Origin of the sequence: Bradyrhizobium sp. Cp5.3 (genome assembly GCF_000426265.1) — a bacterium.
In the GTDB taxonomy this organism is placed as follows: domain Bacteria; phylum Pseudomonadota; class Alphaproteobacteria; order Rhizobiales; family Xanthobacteraceae; genus Bradyrhizobium; species Bradyrhizobium neotropicale.
The window spans coordinates 1-17089 of sequence record NZ_AUFA01000055.1 but is presented as its reverse complement, the minus strand read 5'-3'; the positions used below and the strand labels follow the sequence as shown (position 1 = coordinate 17089).

The 17089-nt window shown below is 59.7% G+C and carries 9 protein-coding genes; 6 read left to right on the top strand and 3 right to left on the bottom strand.

Going from position 1 to position 17089, the window contains the following annotated elements; genetic code table 11:
* Nucleotides 1-2: 2 nt before the first annotated feature.
* Complete coding sequence (locus K289_RS0136675; RefSeq protein WP_027555970.1) at nucleotides 3-7709, bottom strand: hypothetical protein; 7707 nt, start codon at nucleotides 7707-7709, stop codon at nucleotides 3-5.
* 104 nt (nucleotides 7710-7813) lie between these two features.
* Nucleotides 7814-8764, bottom strand: coding sequence for a hypothetical protein (locus tag K289_RS0136670; protein ID WP_156918381.1), 951 nt, complete (start codon nucleotides 8762-8764; stop codon nucleotides 7814-7816).
* A 272-nt stretch (nucleotides 8765-9036) separates the two neighbouring features.
* Here K289_RS0136670 and K289_RS0136665 point away from each other — a divergent pair, with 272 nt between their 5' ends.
* The 3 genes from K289_RS0136665 to K289_RS46520 all read left to right on the top strand — a co-directional run bounded on the left by K289_RS0136665 (nucleotide 9037) and on the right by K289_RS46520 (nucleotide 13481).
* A complete protein-coding gene (locus tag K289_RS0136665; protein ID WP_027555968.1) occupies nucleotides 9037-9666 on the top strand; it encodes a M23 family metallopeptidase in 630 nt (209 codons plus the stop codon).
* A 1363-nt stretch (nucleotides 9667-11029) separates the two neighbouring features.
* Nucleotides 11030-11806 (top strand): ABC transporter substrate-binding protein, encoded by a 777-nt coding sequence (locus K289_RS0136660; protein WP_084788871.1) that lies wholly within the window; start codon nucleotides 11030-11032, stop codon nucleotides 11804-11806.
* Between the two features lie 22 nt (nucleotides 11807-11828).
* Nucleotides 11829-13481: a methyl-accepting chemotaxis protein gene (locus tag K289_RS46520; protein ID WP_198024843.1), complete on the top strand. Its 1653-nt coding sequence runs from the start codon at nucleotides 11829-11831 to the stop codon at nucleotides 13479-13481.
* Nucleotides 13482-13558: 77 nt separating this feature from the next.
* Here K289_RS46520 and K289_RS0136650 read toward each other — a convergent pair whose 3' ends face one another.
* Entirely contained in the window at nucleotides 13559-14584 is a 1026-nt protein-coding gene (locus K289_RS0136650; protein ID WP_051311211.1) for a LysR family transcriptional regulator, read from the bottom strand.
* Between the two features lie 119 nt (nucleotides 14585-14703).
* Between K289_RS0136650 and K289_RS0136645 the strand changes: the two genes are divergently transcribed.
* The 3 genes from K289_RS0136645 to K289_RS46510 form a co-directional block, all read left to right on the top strand.
* On the top strand, nucleotides 14704-16053 hold the full coding sequence (locus K289_RS0136645) for a DUF3100 domain-containing protein (protein WP_035687275.1): 1350 nt from the start codon (nucleotides 14704-14706) through the stop codon (nucleotides 16051-16053).
* A gap of 9 nt (nucleotides 16054-16062) precedes the next feature.
* Nucleotides 16063-16845, top strand: a complete 783-nt coding sequence (locus K289_RS46515; protein WP_051311209.1) for an amidohydrolase — start codon at nucleotides 16063-16065, stop codon at nucleotides 16843-16845.
* A gap of 40 nt (nucleotides 16846-16885) precedes the next feature.
* The coding region (locus K289_RS46510) for a transposase DNA-binding-containing protein (RefSeq protein ID WP_035687273.1) at nucleotides 16886-17089 on the top strand (204 nt) is incomplete at its 3' end.

Genomic DNA, 17089 nt, shown 5'->3' with positions numbered 1-17089 from the left:
GTCTACTTCCTCGCCGCTTCAAGCGTCTTGGCGGCCTTCTGTAGTTTGCCGATGTTGTCTGCGAGTTGGCCCTGAGGCTCGGCCTTGAGGTCGGTCGAGGTGGTGGTCTCCGACTTGCCGCCGCGCATCTTGTAAGTCACGCCGGCGCGCGCCGTGATCTTGAAGAATTTCGAGATACGGATTTCGACGGTGAGCGTTCCGTCGGCGTCGACCTCGCCGCTGTCGCGATAGGTCATCCGCAGCATCAGCACGATGCCGACCGTGACGATGCCGCAGACGTCGACATGACCGCAGATCACCAGCACCGCCGAGATCGACAGTCCGCCGCCCGGCTTGCCGATCACCTTGCGGTAGGCGAGGGCGCCCGACAGCGTGATGAAGACCTGCCCTACGAACGGACCGAATGCGAAAGCGAGCGACGCCGAGCCGCCGGCTCCGGCCTCGACCGTGACGCTCAGTTCGCTGTCGAACGGGCGGTACTCCGCTTCGATCTGGATATAGCCGGTGCCGCCGATGACGAAGATCGAGAAGATGAAGGGTCGCTCCATCGTCGACAGGTTGAAGCGGTCGGCGAGCAGGAAGTCCGGAAAGGCCAGCAGCTTGAAATGATTCTCGATCGAGATGTTGGAGACGCCGCTGGTGCCGAAGTTCAGCGATATGGGCGGCAGCGCGAAGGTGTGCTCCACACCGATCGGAATGCCGCTCAGCTTGATGACCTCGAGGCCTCCGACCTTGCCGGGGAACAGCGTGCCGAGGAAATCCTGGATGAACTGGAACGACGGATTGAGGCGGATGCTCTTGGGATCGAACTCGACCTTCAGTCCGTTCTCGCGGGTGAAGTTCAGCGCGAATTTCTCGAAACGCACCATCGACTGGCCGCCGACGACGAGATCGATGATGGCGCCGACGCGGCCGTAGCCGCTCTCGGTGACCTTGTCCTGATCCTTCGAGGCGTCGAGCCGCACCTGGCCGGTCAGGCGCATATCGACGAAATCGGCCTTGAACACGCCGATCGAGAACAAGCTGCGGCGCCCACCCATGGGGGCGTCGATGTCGACCTGGACCCAGGCCTTTGCCTGCTTCTTGTCGAAATCATGCGTGACGCGCACCGCGTCGCCGACCCCTGAGGGAATCTTGTAGCCGTTGAGCAGATTATCGAGCTTGGTGCCGCCGAAATTGCGGAACACCTTGGCGATGTCGAAATCCGGAAGGTTGGCCGGCAACAGGCGATCGCTGATCTGGTCGAACGGCAGTGAAAGCCCGAGCGCCTTCAGCTCGTCGCCGAGTCGGTTGAACAGCGCGTTGGCCTTCGTGGTCTGGACGATGTCGCTGAGCTCATCATAGGAGGATCGGATGCGGTCGATGTCCGCCTTCAGCGCGGCGATCTCGGGTGCGGTGGTGACCGCCGAGTAAAGTTTGAGAATGTTGTTCGGGGCAGCCATCAACCCGCCGTCGCCCAGGCGGCTCGCAGCGTTGAAAACCCGATCGGCGTACATGCGGGCGGTCTGGGTCGATCGCGCCAAATCGTTCTGCAGACCGCGCACGGAGTGATCGAACGCGTTGATCGAGGCAACGAGATTTTCGGCTTCTTTCTTAAGCAGATCGACGTTGGCGGCCGCCGTATCGATGCGTTGTTTGACGTCGGCGAAACTATCGTTCAGCTTGGACAGCTTGTTCGTCAAATAGCCTTGGGCGTCGGCGGCCAGCCCTCCGAGGTAGGATTTTGCCTTGTCGACGGTGTCGAACGCTGCTTCGCACACAGCAGAAATCTGCTTGAGGCCGTCGAACAACTTGACATCGAGCTTGTCGATTTGCGTGCTGATGGCGTCGCTTACCGCAGGAATGGTTTCGCGTATCCGCGTCAGCGCCTGTTGGGCATCCTTGAAGTCCTCGTCGGTGACAGGCCTGAGCACCTCTTCGATCGCAGGGCGAAGGACGCTGTCTTTCACGACGGTCTGCAGCAGTCCGCTCGGCGCGAACGCCGATTGCACCGCGCCGAGGGCATCTTGGACGTCGCCGAGTAGCCCGCTGATCTGACCTTCGACGCCGTGGACGGCGTCGCGACACTCCTTGATTGCACTTCGCAGGCGTGTCGTCGTGGAATCGACGAGAAAATCCAGCATCGTTCCGGTTTCGACGAATTTCTGCTCGAGCGGGGCGATCTGCTGCTCGACGGCGTCTTTCAATTTGCTGATTTCAGTCTCGATATCCGGCCAGATCGCGAGCAGCTGATCGTTGATGGTGTTGAAGCCCGCGTCGTAAAGCCTCTGGGCAACGTCGATCACCTCCTTGGCCTTGCCTGCCAAAGCCGTGACGACGCCGTCCAACTCGCCACCAAGGGCTTTCACGGTCGCGCCGGCCTGGTTCAGCAGGTCGTTGGAGGTCCGCTCGACGTTGTCGACTTTCGTGCGCGCGGCGGTGACGGTCGTCTTGGCCTGGCCGGCAAGTGTCTTCAAGGCATTGAGCGCGGTCTCGGCGTCGCCCTTCAGCCCGATATCTATCCCGGCATTGTTATGGATGTCTGCAATCGCCGTGTCGATCTTGGTGATTGCATCGTCGATGAGGCCGCCGGTGCCTGACGTCGGCACCAACTTGTCGAGACGGTCCTGGGCCTGCTTGAAATACGGCGCCAGAATGGTTCCCAGAGAGCCGATCGCGGCAAGCGCGGCCCCTTGCTTGCCAGCGATCTCAGCCAGCGCCTTTGCGAGGAATTCGCCGATGGCCTGACTGGCGTCGTTCAAGCCGACGGCAAAGTGCTGACGGGTTTCGTCGATCAGACCGGCGACATCGTCCGGTATATTGCTCGCGCAGGCGCGCAAGCCGGCATGGAAGGCCAGGCGACGTTCGTCCGACCACGGTTTCTCATGGTCATAGCCGGCGACGAACTGGTTGATGCGCTGAACGGCCCGGTCTGCGGTGGCGTCGAGCTCCGCTTCGAGATTGAGAACGGTGGCGCGGGCTTTCTCGACGCCTTCTCCGGCCTTGCCGACATCCTTACCGGCTTCGTCGAACAGCGGCTCCAGATATTTGACGCTCTCGGCCAGCAGGGCGTTGATGGCAGCGTCCCTGTCCGGTATCTGCGTCCCGGCGGGAAGAATGTGTTCCGCATCGGCGGACCAGTCGTGCAACGCCGTCCGGACCAGCATTTCCTTGCGTTTGATGACGCCGATGGCGTCTTCCTTCAGCTTGGCGCAGGACTCCTTGTCTGCACTCAGCAGAGTGTTGGCCAGCTTCGAGTCCTTGAAGTATTCATGTGCCTTGTCGAATTTCGTCGTCAGCTCTGTTTTGAGCTTGTCGGGGAATTTGTTGGCGTTCCACTCATCCGCCAGTTTCTTGATCGCGTCTTGCACCGGCTGAACGTTCGGATGGTCATTTGTGGCTACGTCTTTGAGTGCGTTCTTGAGTGCGACGATCCCTTTCGAGTAATCCTGCAGAGTGGTGCCGCCGCCCGTTCCGTCGCTCGCCCAGTAGGTCAATTCCTGGATCAACGGGGGTTCGGACTTTTCAGCGAGCTTTGCAGTCGCTTCGAGCACAGCACCGAGCTGCGGGTCCAACTTGTCTCCACCGTCTATCGCATGCGTCGCGCGCATGAAGCTGACGCTGTCGAGCCCCGCATAGACGGGCTTTGCGGCGCGGCCGGCGTTGATGGCGGCCTTCTGCGCCGCGGGAGCCAGCCGCCAGGTGAAGCGGCGAAGTCCGGGAAGGATACGGCCGACAGAGCGCCTCCTGCCGTCGCTGCCCTTTTCTCCATCCGGAGGGTCTTCCAATGATTTCGCATCTGCGTGTTTCGCGATCTCCTGCGCAACCGGCATATTGGGAAAGTCGAGGTCGCAGCGCGACTCCCAGGTGTCGGTGTCGGGGGACGTCTCCGCCCTGACGTCGGCGAAGAAGTACAGATAGTCGGGATCGAGGCATTCCTGCGCGACGACCGGCTTTTCACCTTCGCCTTCGCATGCCGACACGAAAGCGATGTCGGGCATCGGATAGACTTGCGGACGCTCGCGTGCAGCGAGGCGGTTCCATAGCGGGATTTGCCAGCCGAAGTCCTCGACCTCGCTCGACCAGGCGCTGTCGACGTTGATGATCTTCGAATTGAAGCGCACGCGCTGCAGGAAGCCGGCGCTTCGTTGCGCCGCTATCGTGAAGTCGGGGTAGTTGCGCTCCGGCTGCAGCAACTCGATATATTCGCGTACCTTGCGCAGGATCGGCCGCCGCGAGCGGCTTTGCCTCGGATCTTCGCTTTTCTTCGGCGCGAACTGCGCCGGCAGATTGACCGTGCGCTCATAGACGACGACGTGCTTGGCGCGGTGCCAGAAGCCGCAGATGCGTCCGAGCACCTCGACCTGGTGGCGCTGGACATAGCCGTTGCGCGTCTCGCTGATGATCGTCACTTTGTGGTTGAGAAACTCGGCCTTCTGGGCTGCATCGCCGCCGGTCGGCGAGAGCGCGATCGATTCGATGGAGCCGCCGTTGGATTGCGGAGCGGCCAGCAGCCTCTTGAGCAGATTGAGCGACTCGACCGGCCACAACGCGCCGCCGCTCAGGCCTTGGGGATGGCTGCGCGGAAATGGCGTCGCCTGATCCACGACTGCGACCTTTGGAAGCGCGTCATAATCCGCTTGCCCTTCCGGCCGATCGACCAGTGGCGCGCGATGCAGCGCAGTTGAACGCAACGCGAATTGCGCGCCGTCGGTGAAACGCGCCGGCGTGAAGTCGATCGTCGAATCGAGGTCGCGGGCCCACACTTCGAGCCGCTCCGGTCGGCGGGCGACCGCGTTTCGCAACGCGTTCCAGCGGCCGGAAACCCGTGCTTCGGCGTTGGTTTCGCGCGCGGGGCCCGTCAGCTTGCCCGTCAACGCCTCGATTTCAGCGACGCGCGCCCCCCGGGCGATTCCATGCTCCTTGGAAACGTCGACGCCGACCGCAAGGCCGTAGAGAAATTCAGCGCGCAGATACCCGAGCGCGGCACCCACGCCGTATTGACCGTTTTGCCGGAAGATCTCGTAACTGGTCGACTCCGGCATGAAATAGCCGCGTTCGACGTCGCTCGGGCGGATCCAGATTTCCGCCGGCGGCGTCAGGCGGAATTCGACCGCGCGGCGCCTCAGGTCGTCCGGTATCGGGTTTTGCTTGTCATCCTTGAGGTCGTCGCCATGACTGTCCTTCTTGTAGAGGAACGGCCGCGGTGGCGTCTCCAGATCCTTATCGATGAGATCGTGAATCTCGAGCCGCCGCGGTTTGTCGGCGCTTTCGCCGATCGCCTGCGGAGGCAGAACGTAATGGTAATAATCAGAGACCCGCTTGTATTGCCAGATGCGATCGTCACCGGAATATTCCGCCACCGACGCGTTGCTGGCGTCGCCGCGGTCGTACAGCGCGCGGTGCGTGAAGCGGAAGATCGTGAACGGCTCGGACGACAGCACGACATAGGAACGGTCGCCGGTTTGCTGGCTGTCTTCGTAGATGTCGGCCTGGATTCGCCTGTCCTGGCTTGGCGAAACCGTTTCCGTGACAGTCAGCCACAGCTGGCCCGGCGGTACGGCGTTGCCGTCCTGCGGCGGCGCCTGCAGCGGAATCAGAAGCGGTGCGGGACGCTGGCTGCGGTCGCTGCGCGCCGCGTCGATGCCGATCGGCTCGACGCGCGCGGTCCGAAGCGCAAGGCTGAACTCGGCGGCTACACGGCCATTCGGATAGATTAGAACGGGCACACCGAGTCCCGCCCTGACCCCGCGGCCGCCGATCCTCAGATAGCCGGTCTTTTTCGGCTCGTTGTCTGCTTTTTTTGTGTCCCCTTCGTCCTTTCTGCCGGTGAATTGCAGCGATGAGAGACGTCCCTTCCAGGCTTTGCGTGCGCGGGTATCGACAGCGAAAGAGGCAAAGAAGGGAGGACCGTCATCGACGGCGCTGAAACTCGTCGGCGGCCAGCTTTGATCGTGGGTCAGGGTGAGGTTGAGCGCGACTCCGCCGACCTCGAAAAACGTCTGGTCGCTCGCCACGAGATCGAGCTTGAACATGAACTGCGTGTCGTCGAGCTTGAACGCGAACTTCGTGTCGTCGCTGCTCGCTATGAGATCGTCGCCTTTTGCCAGGCTCAGCCGCATCGGCGGACGTCGCCACGGCGCCTCTCCGTCGTCGTTGGGGGGCCGCCGTCCCCATTCGAGATTGCCGGCGTCAAACCTTGCGGCGAGCGGTGAGCCGTACAGTGAGAAGCGAACCCACATGCTCTGCTCGGTCGCAAGATCGGGAAGCAGCGAATGCGGCAGCCCGGCCTCGCCGCGCGACATCGCGAGACGGACGATCTGCGCGGAGTGGGCTGCGTGAGCGAGCAGGCCCGCGCGAAACACCGTCTTGCTGGTGACCGCCGCAGCCAAATCTTCGCTCGGCTCGATTCCCTCGTTCCAATGCAGCCGGATGGCGACGGTAGGTGACCAGTCGGTGCTGCGGTCATCGCTCCAGATGTTTGCTCGCGCGATTTCCCACGACAGCTCGCAGTCCGCCGACAGCGGCGAACCGACCGACAGCCAGCCGGCGACTTCGGTCCCGGCATCACCCTGCAGTCCGAACTGCGTGCCGTCGGCGATCCGGCCGCCCAGTTCGTCCTCGAGTTGGAGTTGGAGGCGAAGGTCGCTCTTCTTCGGGTCCGGTTGGTCCGCCCGCAGCTCGCTGTCTTTGGGGCTTTGCGTTTGGTTCGGACGCACAGTGGCGCGGTAAACCAGGCTGCTCCTGTGGCTCCGGTTGCCGTTCATGGCGACGAGCTCGGGGAAGCGCAAACTGGAATCGGCGACGCCCAGCCGCGTTGGGCTAAGCCAGCCCATCGCGTCGTAGGGCAGCGAAAAGCCGTAAGGCCACAGAATGTCCTGCACCATCGCCTGACGATTCAGCGGCCAGTACTGGCCCGTAACGTCGGAGTGTCTGTTGTAAAGCGCAAAGTTCCCCGGGCCGAGGCCGTACTCGGACAAGCCGAATTTGCCGAGCTGTTTGATCTTCGGGTAGTTGCCTTTCTCGATGGGGAACGATGTCTGTTTGGCCGTCGTCGTAGCCTGCTTCAGGTTCGGGAGGACATCGTCCTTGGTCCATCCCGCGACCAGCGCATCAATGTCCAACAGGTGGTCCGGTACCGGAGTCAGGCCGTAAACGGCCGAAAACGGAAACGCCCGCAAATTGGAGCCGCCGCTGAAGCTCGTTCGGCGGACCGGAAACGGCAAATGAAAGTTGAAATAGAGTAGCGGCCGGTCGTCGTAGCGAATGCCGAGGACTGAATGGACCTTGGTGCCCTTCTTGTACTCGCACTCCGTGACCAGGGGCCATTGCACGTCCAGAAGCGGCCTTTGGCGTCTGTCGTCATTTGGCTCGCGGTACTGCTCGAACAGAAAAGCCCCGCGGAAGATCAGCGAGTTTTTCTTGGCATTCGCGGTTGTCGTGTCCAGCCAGACTTTGTATTCCGTGTTTCGGTTCTGGGTGAATTTGTCGATTGCGTCGCTGGCGCCCTGGTTGAACAGGTGCTCTGTCGGCATGCCCACGGGATCGAGTGGGTCGCTTGCCTTTCCCGGATACCAGCGCAGCCAGGCGCTGCGCTTCGCGTCGTCGGGATCGCCCTGCTTTACGTCGTAATGGATTTCGACGACGCCCCCTGCGAGGTCCGGATTGGCGACCTGCGCGGTTTGCGGCGGCCAGTGAAACTTGCCGTACAGCCTGAATGCGAGAGCCACGCACTTCCCCCATGGCAAACATCGTCAATGAAGCGGCCGGGGAGGGCGGTGTCGTCTGCGATGCCCGTCCCGATCGGTAAAAAAATCGTTCGAATTCCGGCGCGCTAGCTAGCGACCGAAAAGTGAATGCGAGTCTTGTGATTGTTCAGCGTCGTCTCGTCGTACGAAAACTTGACGCCGTCCTTGAAATTCCACTTGTTACGCGCGTCGGCGCTGTCGCCGCCAGCGTCGAAAATGATCTCGTCGATCTGCAACTCGCCGGCCTTGGCCGCGGTCGCGACCAGCGGAAGCAGCTTGCCTGCGACGTCGCGGCCGATATCGACGGCTCTTCCCGCGCTGTGAGGGCCGATCTCGGTCATTCGCACCATTTCGCGTATCAGGATCGGGTCCGGCGACGCTTTTGCCAGTTCCAGCACCAGCGATTGCAGTCTTTCGCTGATGCGAATGCCCGGGTTTTCCCGCAGCAGCTCGCTCTCGAGCTCCGGCCTGCCGGCGTCGAAGGTGATCTGCTTGTCGGCAATCTCTTTCTTGAGCTGCTCGGCGACAGGGGGGGTTGCCGGATCGCCCTTGTCATCTTTCTTATCCTCGCCGCCGCGCCCACCCGGCTGGATGCCGAAATAAGCGTAGGCAGCGGTCACCGCCAAGCCGAGCCAGGTGGTACCGAGATCGGTGATGGTCTTGTTGCCGTTCGCCGGATCGGTACAGATCATCACGCCGACGATCAGCGCAGCGAGGCCCGTGAAGACCCAGGCGAACAGATAAAATCCGACGACAGTATTGGTGGCGTAGATGCCCAGATTAGATTCCGGTGCCGTGCCGCCGATGGTGGGTGCCGTGCCCGGTTTCGTCACGCTCAACTGCGCAATGACCAGCGCCGAAACGAGACCGCCGACGGTGGTCAGGACGTAAATGTAGCCGCCCTCGTAGCCGGAGGGACTCGCGCAAGCGCCCCAAGCGTAGACCTTGAAGATCAGATAGAGCGCGGACGAACAGTAGAGCGCCAGCAGCACGAGCGCCAATGTCCCGCTGAAGATTGCGCCAAATCGCGAACTCATAATCACGCCCCCTGAAAAAACTCACAACCAAAGAGAGCCAGCTAAAGTGTAAAGACTATCCGTACAATCTCAGATGAGTCAAACCCTAGATTGTAAAATTGGTCACATGCCGCTAACTTCCGGTGCGCGACAGGGATTGCCGACCCGGAAGGCGAGTGAATTCATGATGCCGAAGTCGATGGAGCCACCACTTGATCAAGGCCCTGGCCCAACCTGGCCGGGCGTAGTTGCTTTTTTGAAATGTCTGAAACACCGGAAAATGGAGATGAACGATGGCCGAAAATTCGATCGAAGTAGATCCCGCGGAAATCGCCACGACTCCTAAGTCGCTCCTGGCGAGCATTCTTTATTCGCCGTTCGTCAACGGACTGTATCCAAGTCAGGACAACACGCACGTGATTGGTCTTGCCGGAGAGTACAGAGGTACATACGCGGATAGATGGAAACCTAAATCGAGCTTCTTTGACGCACAGCGCCCTGGAGGAAAGCGTCATGGCGGTGCGGATATCTATGCGACCGTCGGAACTCCATTGGTCGCAGTCGTGGACGGCGAACTGGAGCAGCGCCCCGACGACGGCGATGCGATCGGAAATCGGTTATGGCTGACTTTTGATGATGGCGGCGAGCGTTGGCGTCTGATCTACGGGCATTTGTCGAGCTTTGTCGGTGGACCCCGCAGCGTCACGCAGGGAGACGTGATCGGTCATTCCGGGTGCAGCGGAAACGCTGATTACGATGGAACGTGTTCTGGCCATAACCGGTGCAACATGTCGTCCTCGCATGTCCATTTTCAGCTGGTGCGAGTTTCGGACGGCGTGAAGTTCAACCCCATCGAGGTGTTGCGGTGGAGTGTGAAGTATCAGGACGACGATCGAGACGTGGATTGCGAGCAGTTCCCTTAGGATGCGGGAAGTGACAGTTGGTTTGCCGGGTGGGAAAACTCAAGTCTTCAACTCTGTCCTTCGTCGTGGGGAAGCTGGCAATTCCATGCGATCGGGCAGCCGCGGGCGATGGACACAGCAGAACAGCTCGATTTTCTAGAATCTTATTGGTTGCAACGAAAAGGCGGCGTTTTGTCGACGCCGTCGAAAGGGAATGCCGTAGCAATTGTTCGGTACCGAAGCGGGGCAAACATCGAACGACTGGAACCCGCCGATGCGTCGGAGCCTTGAAGAAATGTTTACGCTACAGGGCAGATTATCCTTCGCCATGCTTGTGGTTTATCGCAGGGCAGTCAGAAATAATTTGCGCCGTCTCTCCAGGTAGACTCGGGTAGTCTTACTCCGCGAATGCTGGCCGCGGCAGACGCGCAAAACCGCCATTTGCGTCAAAAAGTAATCGCGGTGGGCACAAGAAGGCTTCCGTGCAGCGTCGATTTCAGAGTTTCCTTGAATAGTCGTTGTTTGGCTGGACCTAGACCAAATTGGCCCATGATGGATTGGACTGAGAGTTCAAGTTTTTCAATCGGTTAGAGGGCCGTGTGTGCACGACGTGTGCACCGGGAGATCAAGAAGAATCTTTTTACAGCCAACGTGAGTAGGCTTGTTGCGCATGTGCAGGGTCGGAATTTCCGAGGGCAGGAGACGGGCGAGTGTTTACGAGCAGTCTCATTGGTTCGAAGTGGAATGATCGAAAATCGTGGGTTTGACTCCCACTCTCTCCGCCATTTCTACGCTACAGCTCTCCCTGTATCCGATTGTTCGAATCTACCGCGAAATCACCGAAGCACTCCGCGATGTTGCGCTAGTTCTGCGCGAAAGCTGTAGTTTTTTGCCGTGGGTTAGGAGGATGGCCCAAACCCACGGGGCAGGGGCGCGTGCGAGCCGCCGCCAGCCCGGGTCCATCCGTCCGCCTCAATACGGTTCTCCCTCATACCCCACTCTGTTCGATCGTAGAAAGGAAGATCGTTCAGTGAAAGCGCGCGGCTAGTTCCGCGATGTACCCCTGCTTACCGCATAGACCGTAGGTTTCGACTGTTGGTTCGGAGGACGGTTTCTGCGAGGGAAAAATGGGTTGAGAAGCGCGGGGGGATCGAAATGATCATCGCAAAAATGTCCCGCAACGACGAAGCGGACTCGGAACTAATGCGAACTCTCCGCCGCTGCAGCCGCACATCCGAACGAAGTCCATCGACGCTTCTGACTGTGTTGCGAGTGACGCAACGATAAAATCCAAACGCTGCCATGTCTCGCTGCGCCTGCTTGGACGAATCTAGTCATCTGCATTGATTCGGCTTGAGGTCCTCTCAAATTTCAGGAGTCGCGCATGAGTGTGATATCGCGTCGTGCCGTATGTAAAATGATTCCGATTGCTGCGACTGCTTTGATTGCTGGCGCGAGGCCGTCGAAGGCCGCCGATCTCAAGGTAGTCTATTACAACGCCTTCTCGCCGGTGAGTTTTGAGAACGACGCGCATGAGATCGTCGGAATCCTCCCCGACATGATGAACGAAATTCTGAGTCGCCGGATGAAGTTGCCCTTAGTCATGCAGGGCATGCCCTGGGCGCGAGCCCAGGCGTCGGTCCAGGACGGAAGCGCCGATGCATTTTGCACGTTACCAACGCAAGCCCGGCTCGACTATGCGATCTTCACGCGCCATCCGGCGATCACCCTCAAGATTGAACTGTTCTATGCAGTCGATAATCCGAGAAGGGCGGAAATCGAGGCGATCCACACGATCGAGCAGCTCAAGGGATTTCGTCAAGGCGACTATGTCGGCAACGGCTTTGCCGAAACGACATTCAAGGGCATGCCGATCGATTGGACGCCGACTCTCGAAAGCGTCTTCAAGAAGATCGAACTCGGGCGGGTCGATATGTTTGTGGGGACGGACATCGTCGCTAAGAATCTCGTGAAGCAACTCGGGCTCGGGGAAAAGATCCGAAGCATACCAGTCGACATCGGCGCACCCACACCGTTCTGCATCGGCATCAGAAAGACCTACCCTGATGCAACTTCCTTGATCGAGCGTGCAGACGATGCGATCGAGGCAGCCGAGAAAGACGGTGCGCTTTCCAGGATCATTCAGCGTTACACGAGTTGAGGCGCGTCCGGGGTTAGCAGCGATGCTGCTCAGCACGGCAGAAATGCCAAATGAAAAATCCGCACCATCGGAAGAAATAACCGTGTCTCAGGCGCGTTTCCGCTCGGTTGTCGGTTTTGTCCGCAGCAGCTTGATGTACCGAGTCCTCTTGCCGATCGCGACGTTGCTGACGGTAATGATCGCCGGCGCGGTAGTCGCCATTGCAGTCAACGACATCGATACAGCGCGCTCCGCACTTAGCTCCAAGACTAGGCTCGTTGCCAATATCGCCGGTCGTGGGACCGCTGACGCGATTTGGAACCTCGATGCCCAACTCGCGAGGGCTTCGCTGGCGGCCCTAGCCGCCGACCCGGATTATGTCGGAAGTGAACTCAGCGACGATCACGGCAAAGTCCTGGCGACGGACGGGGTCAGCGTAGTCACGACAGGTTCGATAATCGTCGAGAAAGTGCCCGTCATCAGGATGGATCAGGGCCAGCAAAAGATGATCGGCGCGTTGGAGCTCCGCATGTCTACTGCGCGCGCCGACGCGGCGATCGCTCACGATATTCTGGCGATCATTTCGGCCGGCCTCTTTGGTTTGATCGTGGTGTGCGGACTGCTGTTTTGGTTCCTCAAAAATGCAACCCGACCGATCGAGGCGCTGACCCATGCCATGGCGAACCTGTCGTCCGGCAAGCTTGATGCCGAGATACCGGCGCTCGATCGGCTCGATGAAGTTGGACGCATGGCCCAGGCCGTCGAAATATTCAAGCGAAACGCCATCGAGGTTGAACGGTTGAATGCCGAGCGGGCGACGATAAAGGCGCAGTCCGAGCAGGACCGGATCGAACTGCTCGATCGGATGGCGCGTCAGTTCGAAACGACCGTCTCAGCGGTGCTCACGAGTGTCGTCAGATCATGCGGCAACATGGGTCAGCAGGCCGAAGGCTTGGCCGGCAAGATGTCGGCCGCCGAAAGCAGTACCCAAAAGATCAGGCTCGCGACCAACACGACGTCCGATAGTGTCCAGACGGTGGCGGCGGCGGCTGAGGAATTGTCGGTTTCTATCAGTGAGATTTCGAACAGGGTCAAGGACAGTGCCTCGATTACCGTCGACACATCGAACGCGGCCGAGATGGCCAGCGGCACAATTTCCGAGTTGTCAGAGCAGGTCCAGAAGATCGGCAGCAGTATAAGCCTCATACACAACGTCGCAAGCCAAACTGACCTTTTGGCGCTGAATGCCACGATCGAGGCGGCGCGGGCGGGCGATGCCGGTAAAGGTTTCGCGATCGTGGCCTCCGAGGTGAAGTCGCTTGCGACGCAAACGGCGCGTGCAACGGATGAGATTTCGGCGAACATCCAGGCGATCCAGGCAGCCACGGCGCGGGCCGTGGCCGAAATTCGGACGATCGCAGCTATCGCCGCCCAGTCTCGCGAGATCGCAACCGGAATAGCCGGCGCCATCGAGCAACAGAGTGCAGCGACACGCGAGATCTCGGTTAGCGTCTCGCGAGCTGCGTCGGGTACCCACGTGGTTGCCGAAAATGTCGCAACCGTCAGCGAGAGCTTTACCGACGCAAGCCAGGCCACGCGGGATCTGCTGTCGGCCAGTCGCGAACTCGGTGACGAATTCCGGACGCTCGAAGATCAGGTCCAGGAGTTTGTCGCCACAGTACGCGGCGCCCGTTGAGCTAAGAATAGGCCTGTAAATCGCGGTCGATGCACCCGAGTCTTGTGCACAGGTATATCATGCAAGTTCATACGAACTCAGCGCCGCGACCTCAGGCGCGATTTGCGATTTGGGTAGGGTTCAAAAGCCTTCATGCGCTTGATCAGATGCTGCAGGAGGCGAAGTGTCGCTGGTGGCAGACGGCGGCCGTGACGCGTGATAATGTGCGCCTCGGATCCCTCGAGAATAGGATGATCGATCGGGAGAGCAATAACCTCGCCGTCATTTAACTCTTTAGCGGCGGCAAATGCCGGCATGAAGGCGATACCCAGGTTCGCGCAGACAAAGCTCTTTAATACGAGGAACGAATTGGTCCTTACGATGGGGTTGAAACTGATCCGCTCGGCCGACGCCGCCATCTCCATCAGCTTCTGGGTGCCGAAGGAGCCTCTAAGTTCGGCTATCGGATAGCGCACCACATCGGACAACGCGGGTTTTCGTCCAAGCTTAGCGAGTGGATGTTTCGGGTGGACGATTGCGCAGATCGGTTGTCGGATGATGATGTGAGAGTGGAGCCGCCGGTCTGCCGGTGGGAAATAGACGATTCCGATTTGCGCCTCACCCTCAACGATCGACTGGATGATGCCATCCGTTCCCGTAATCTCCAGGGAAAGAGTGAGGTGTGGAAACTGCCGGCAGAATTCCTGCAGCGGTCCGCCGAGCAGATCACCGATGTAACCCTCGCCCGTTACGAGCTCGATGTGGCCGCTCTTGAGCGTTTTCAAATCGGCGAGCTTTGCAAGGGTATCTTCGCGAGCCGAATTTTGAATGCGGGCATACTCCACGAGGAGCTGCCCAGCTTCAGTCGGCCGAACACCCTTGCCGAAGCGCTCCAGCAATGTCGACGATACCTCTTGCTCAAGGAGCGCAATCTGCCTGCTCACTGTCGATGGGTTGACGTTCAGACGCTCGGCGGCGCCACGGATGCTGCCGAGTCTTACGGCCTCGCGAAGATAGTGCAGTCGCTCATGGTCAAAGTCGGACGCCATGGTTGGCTCCAATATGTCGTTGCATAATTCGCAACGATAAAATCCAATTTCGGCCATATCAAGCAACATCAACATCCGCAATCATGTCGGCACCGAAATCGTCCGACCCGCGCCCGCCTGCACTTTGCTGTGAGGGGCGGGGTGTTCCCGTGCGGGATAAAAAAGCCGGACAGCCGAGGGAGGGGTTATTTTCGATGAACGCTTCAGCAACAGTTCTTGGATCCGCGGATGTAGATCTTGGCGATAGAGCGCGCGTGTTTGTACTCGCCTTGCTCGTGGTTTCCGCCGCAGAACTGATCGGCAGTTTCACCATTCAGGCGGGACCGGGGCCGATTATTTTGCTGCCGTTGCTTTGGGCGCTCCTCCTAGGTTGCGCAATTAGCCTTGCGAGGGGCCATCTTCCAAATGCTCTCAAGATGGAGACGCGTTCGCAGTGGTACGCCTCTGCTGTTCTGCAGTCGGCGTTGCTTCTTTTCGTAGCCAAACTCGGCCTTCTTGTCGGCGCATCGCTGCCCAAAATTCTTGCGTCGGGATACGCGCTGCTATTCCAGGAACTGGGCCACTTCTTCGGCACGATGGTCTTTGGATTGCCAGTCGCCCTGTTGCTCGGTGTCAGACGTGAAGCGATCGGTGCTACATTCTCGGTTGGGCGCGAGCCGAGCCTTGCGATCATCGGCGAAAAATATGGAATGAACTCGCCCGAAGGTCGCGGCGTGCTCGCCGAATACATCACGGGCACCGTCGTCGGTGCGGTATTCATCGGGCTGCTTGCCGGCTTCGTCGCTGGCCTCGGCGTCTTCCGGCCTGATGCCCTGGCAATGGGTGCTGGTGTTGGATCGGGCAGCATGATGGCCGCCGCATCGGCCGCGATTGCCGCACAACAGACGCCCGAGGTGGCCAAGGAAGTTGCCGCGTTTGCAGCCGCGAGCAATTTGATTACGACGACAGTTGGCACCTATTTCACGCTCTTCATATCGCTACCTTTCGCGGTTTGGGCTTACAGCGTTCTCGAGCCGGTACTTGGCAAGATCGGTCTAAAGCCTCGCGTCCAGTTGCCGGACGTGGAAAGCAACGCAAATCAAGATGAGCTTATGGAAGGGGCTCAGCGAGAGTTTTCAATATCGGAGCGTATTGTCGCCTGGGTAGCTACTGGAGCGTTTGCACTCGTCGGAAACTGGCTGGCGTATAAGAACGCCCCGTTCGACGCGCTGCCGGGGCTTGCGGTTATGCTGGCCATCCTCGCCGTTGGATACGCGGCATATCGATTGACCGGTTCGCGGATTCCCGCGGTGTGCTGGGTATCTCTTGCCGGCATGATCGCGACCTATCCTGGCGTCCCCTATGCAGCGGACATCGCCGCCTTGACGGGCAAGATCAACTTTCTTGCGCTTACAACCCCGATGCTAGCGTTTGCTGGTTTGTCCATTGCCAAAGACATACCCGCCTTCCGCAGGCTCGGCTGGCCAATCATAGTCACCTCGCTGATGGCGAACGCCGGCACATTTATCGGCGCGACCCTTATTGCCCAATGCTTCGGCCAGTGAGGTGATGAGATGAATGGCATCGACCGAGATATCGTCGAGGACATGCATCGCTGGCGACGTGACCTTCATGCAAACCCCGAAATCGCGTTCGCTGAAAGGCGAACCTCTGCCCTGGTGGCTGAACTACTGCTGGGGTTGGGCTTGCAGGTTGACGCGGGTTTGGCGGGGACAGGCGTGGTCGCCACCCTTTCATGCGGAGAAGGCGGGCGGATTGGTCTTAGGGCCGACATGGACGCCCTAGAGATCGAGGAAAGAAGCCTCTTGCCCTACAAGTCGCTGGTTCCCGGCGTCATGCATGCTTGCGGGCACGACGGGCACACCGCGATGCTACTCGGTGCGGCGAAGCAACTCAGCCGCTCTCGCAATTTCTCGGGTGCGGTCCGGTTCATCTTCCAACCTGCCGAGGAGAACGAGGGCGGCGCCCGGCTCATGTTGGAGCAGGGGCTGCTCGATCGCTTTCCCTGCGATGCAGTCTACGCGATGCACAACTGGCCGAGTCTTCCGGCCGGACAGTTCGCGGTCAACAGCGGGCCGATGATGGCGGCGTTCGACACGTTCGAGATCGAGATTTGTGGCCGCGGCACACATGGTGCGATGCCCGAGATGGGCTGCGACCCCTTCATGCCGACCGCCCAGATAATTCTTGCGTTGCAGAGTATACCAAGTCGGCGCTTAAGCGCACACGATGCGGTGGTGGTAAGCGTAACGCAGGTCTTTCAATTACCCACATTTGGAATCGGATTTGAACGACGCGCTGCGGGCGAAATCTTGAATCGGAAGAATCTGTTGTGATTCATTGTTGAGCACCTGATTCGGAGGCGTGGGGTGCTTGATGGGCTTGGTGAAGGACCGCGCGGAGGCACGTGCTCAGCGATTGACGGCCGGCATTGAGACTGAGGCGTGGGTTGATCGGGAAGCTGTGGGAAGCGAGTTTAAGGATCAGCGGCTTGGCCGCCGGTTCTGCAAATTGCTCGCACAAATCGGGAGTGACATGGGTCAAAGCATCCCGCTGGTTTGTCAGGACTGGGCCAACACA

Bases quoted from the DNA above. Each gene is read 5' to 3' on its own strand.
- K289_RS0136670 (WP_156918381.1), bottom strand. From the start codon at position 8,764: ATGAGTTCGCGATTTGGCGCAATCTTCAGCGGGACATTGGCGCTCGTG.
- K289_RS0136665 (WP_027555968.1), top strand. From the start codon at position 9,037: ATGGCCGAAAATTCGATCGAAGTAGATCCCGCGGAAATCGCCACGACT.
- K289_RS0136660 (WP_084788871.1), top strand. From the start codon at position 11,030: ATGAGTGTGATATCGCGTCGTGCCGTATGTAAAATGATTCCGATTGCT.
- K289_RS46520 (WP_198024843.1), top strand. From the start codon at position 11,829: ATGCTGCTCAGCACGGCAGAAATGCCAAATGAAAAATCCGCACCATCG.
- K289_RS0136650 (WP_051311211.1), bottom strand. From the start codon at position 14,584: ATGTTGATGTTGCTTGATATGGCCGAAATTGGATTTTATCGTTGCGAA.
- K289_RS0136645 (WP_035687275.1), top strand. From the start codon at position 14,704: ATGAACGCTTCAGCAACAGTTCTTGGATCCGCGGATGTAGATCTTGGC.
- K289_RS46515 (WP_051311209.1), top strand. From the start codon at position 16,063: ATGAATGGCATCGACCGAGATATCGTCGAGGACATGCATCGCTGGCGA.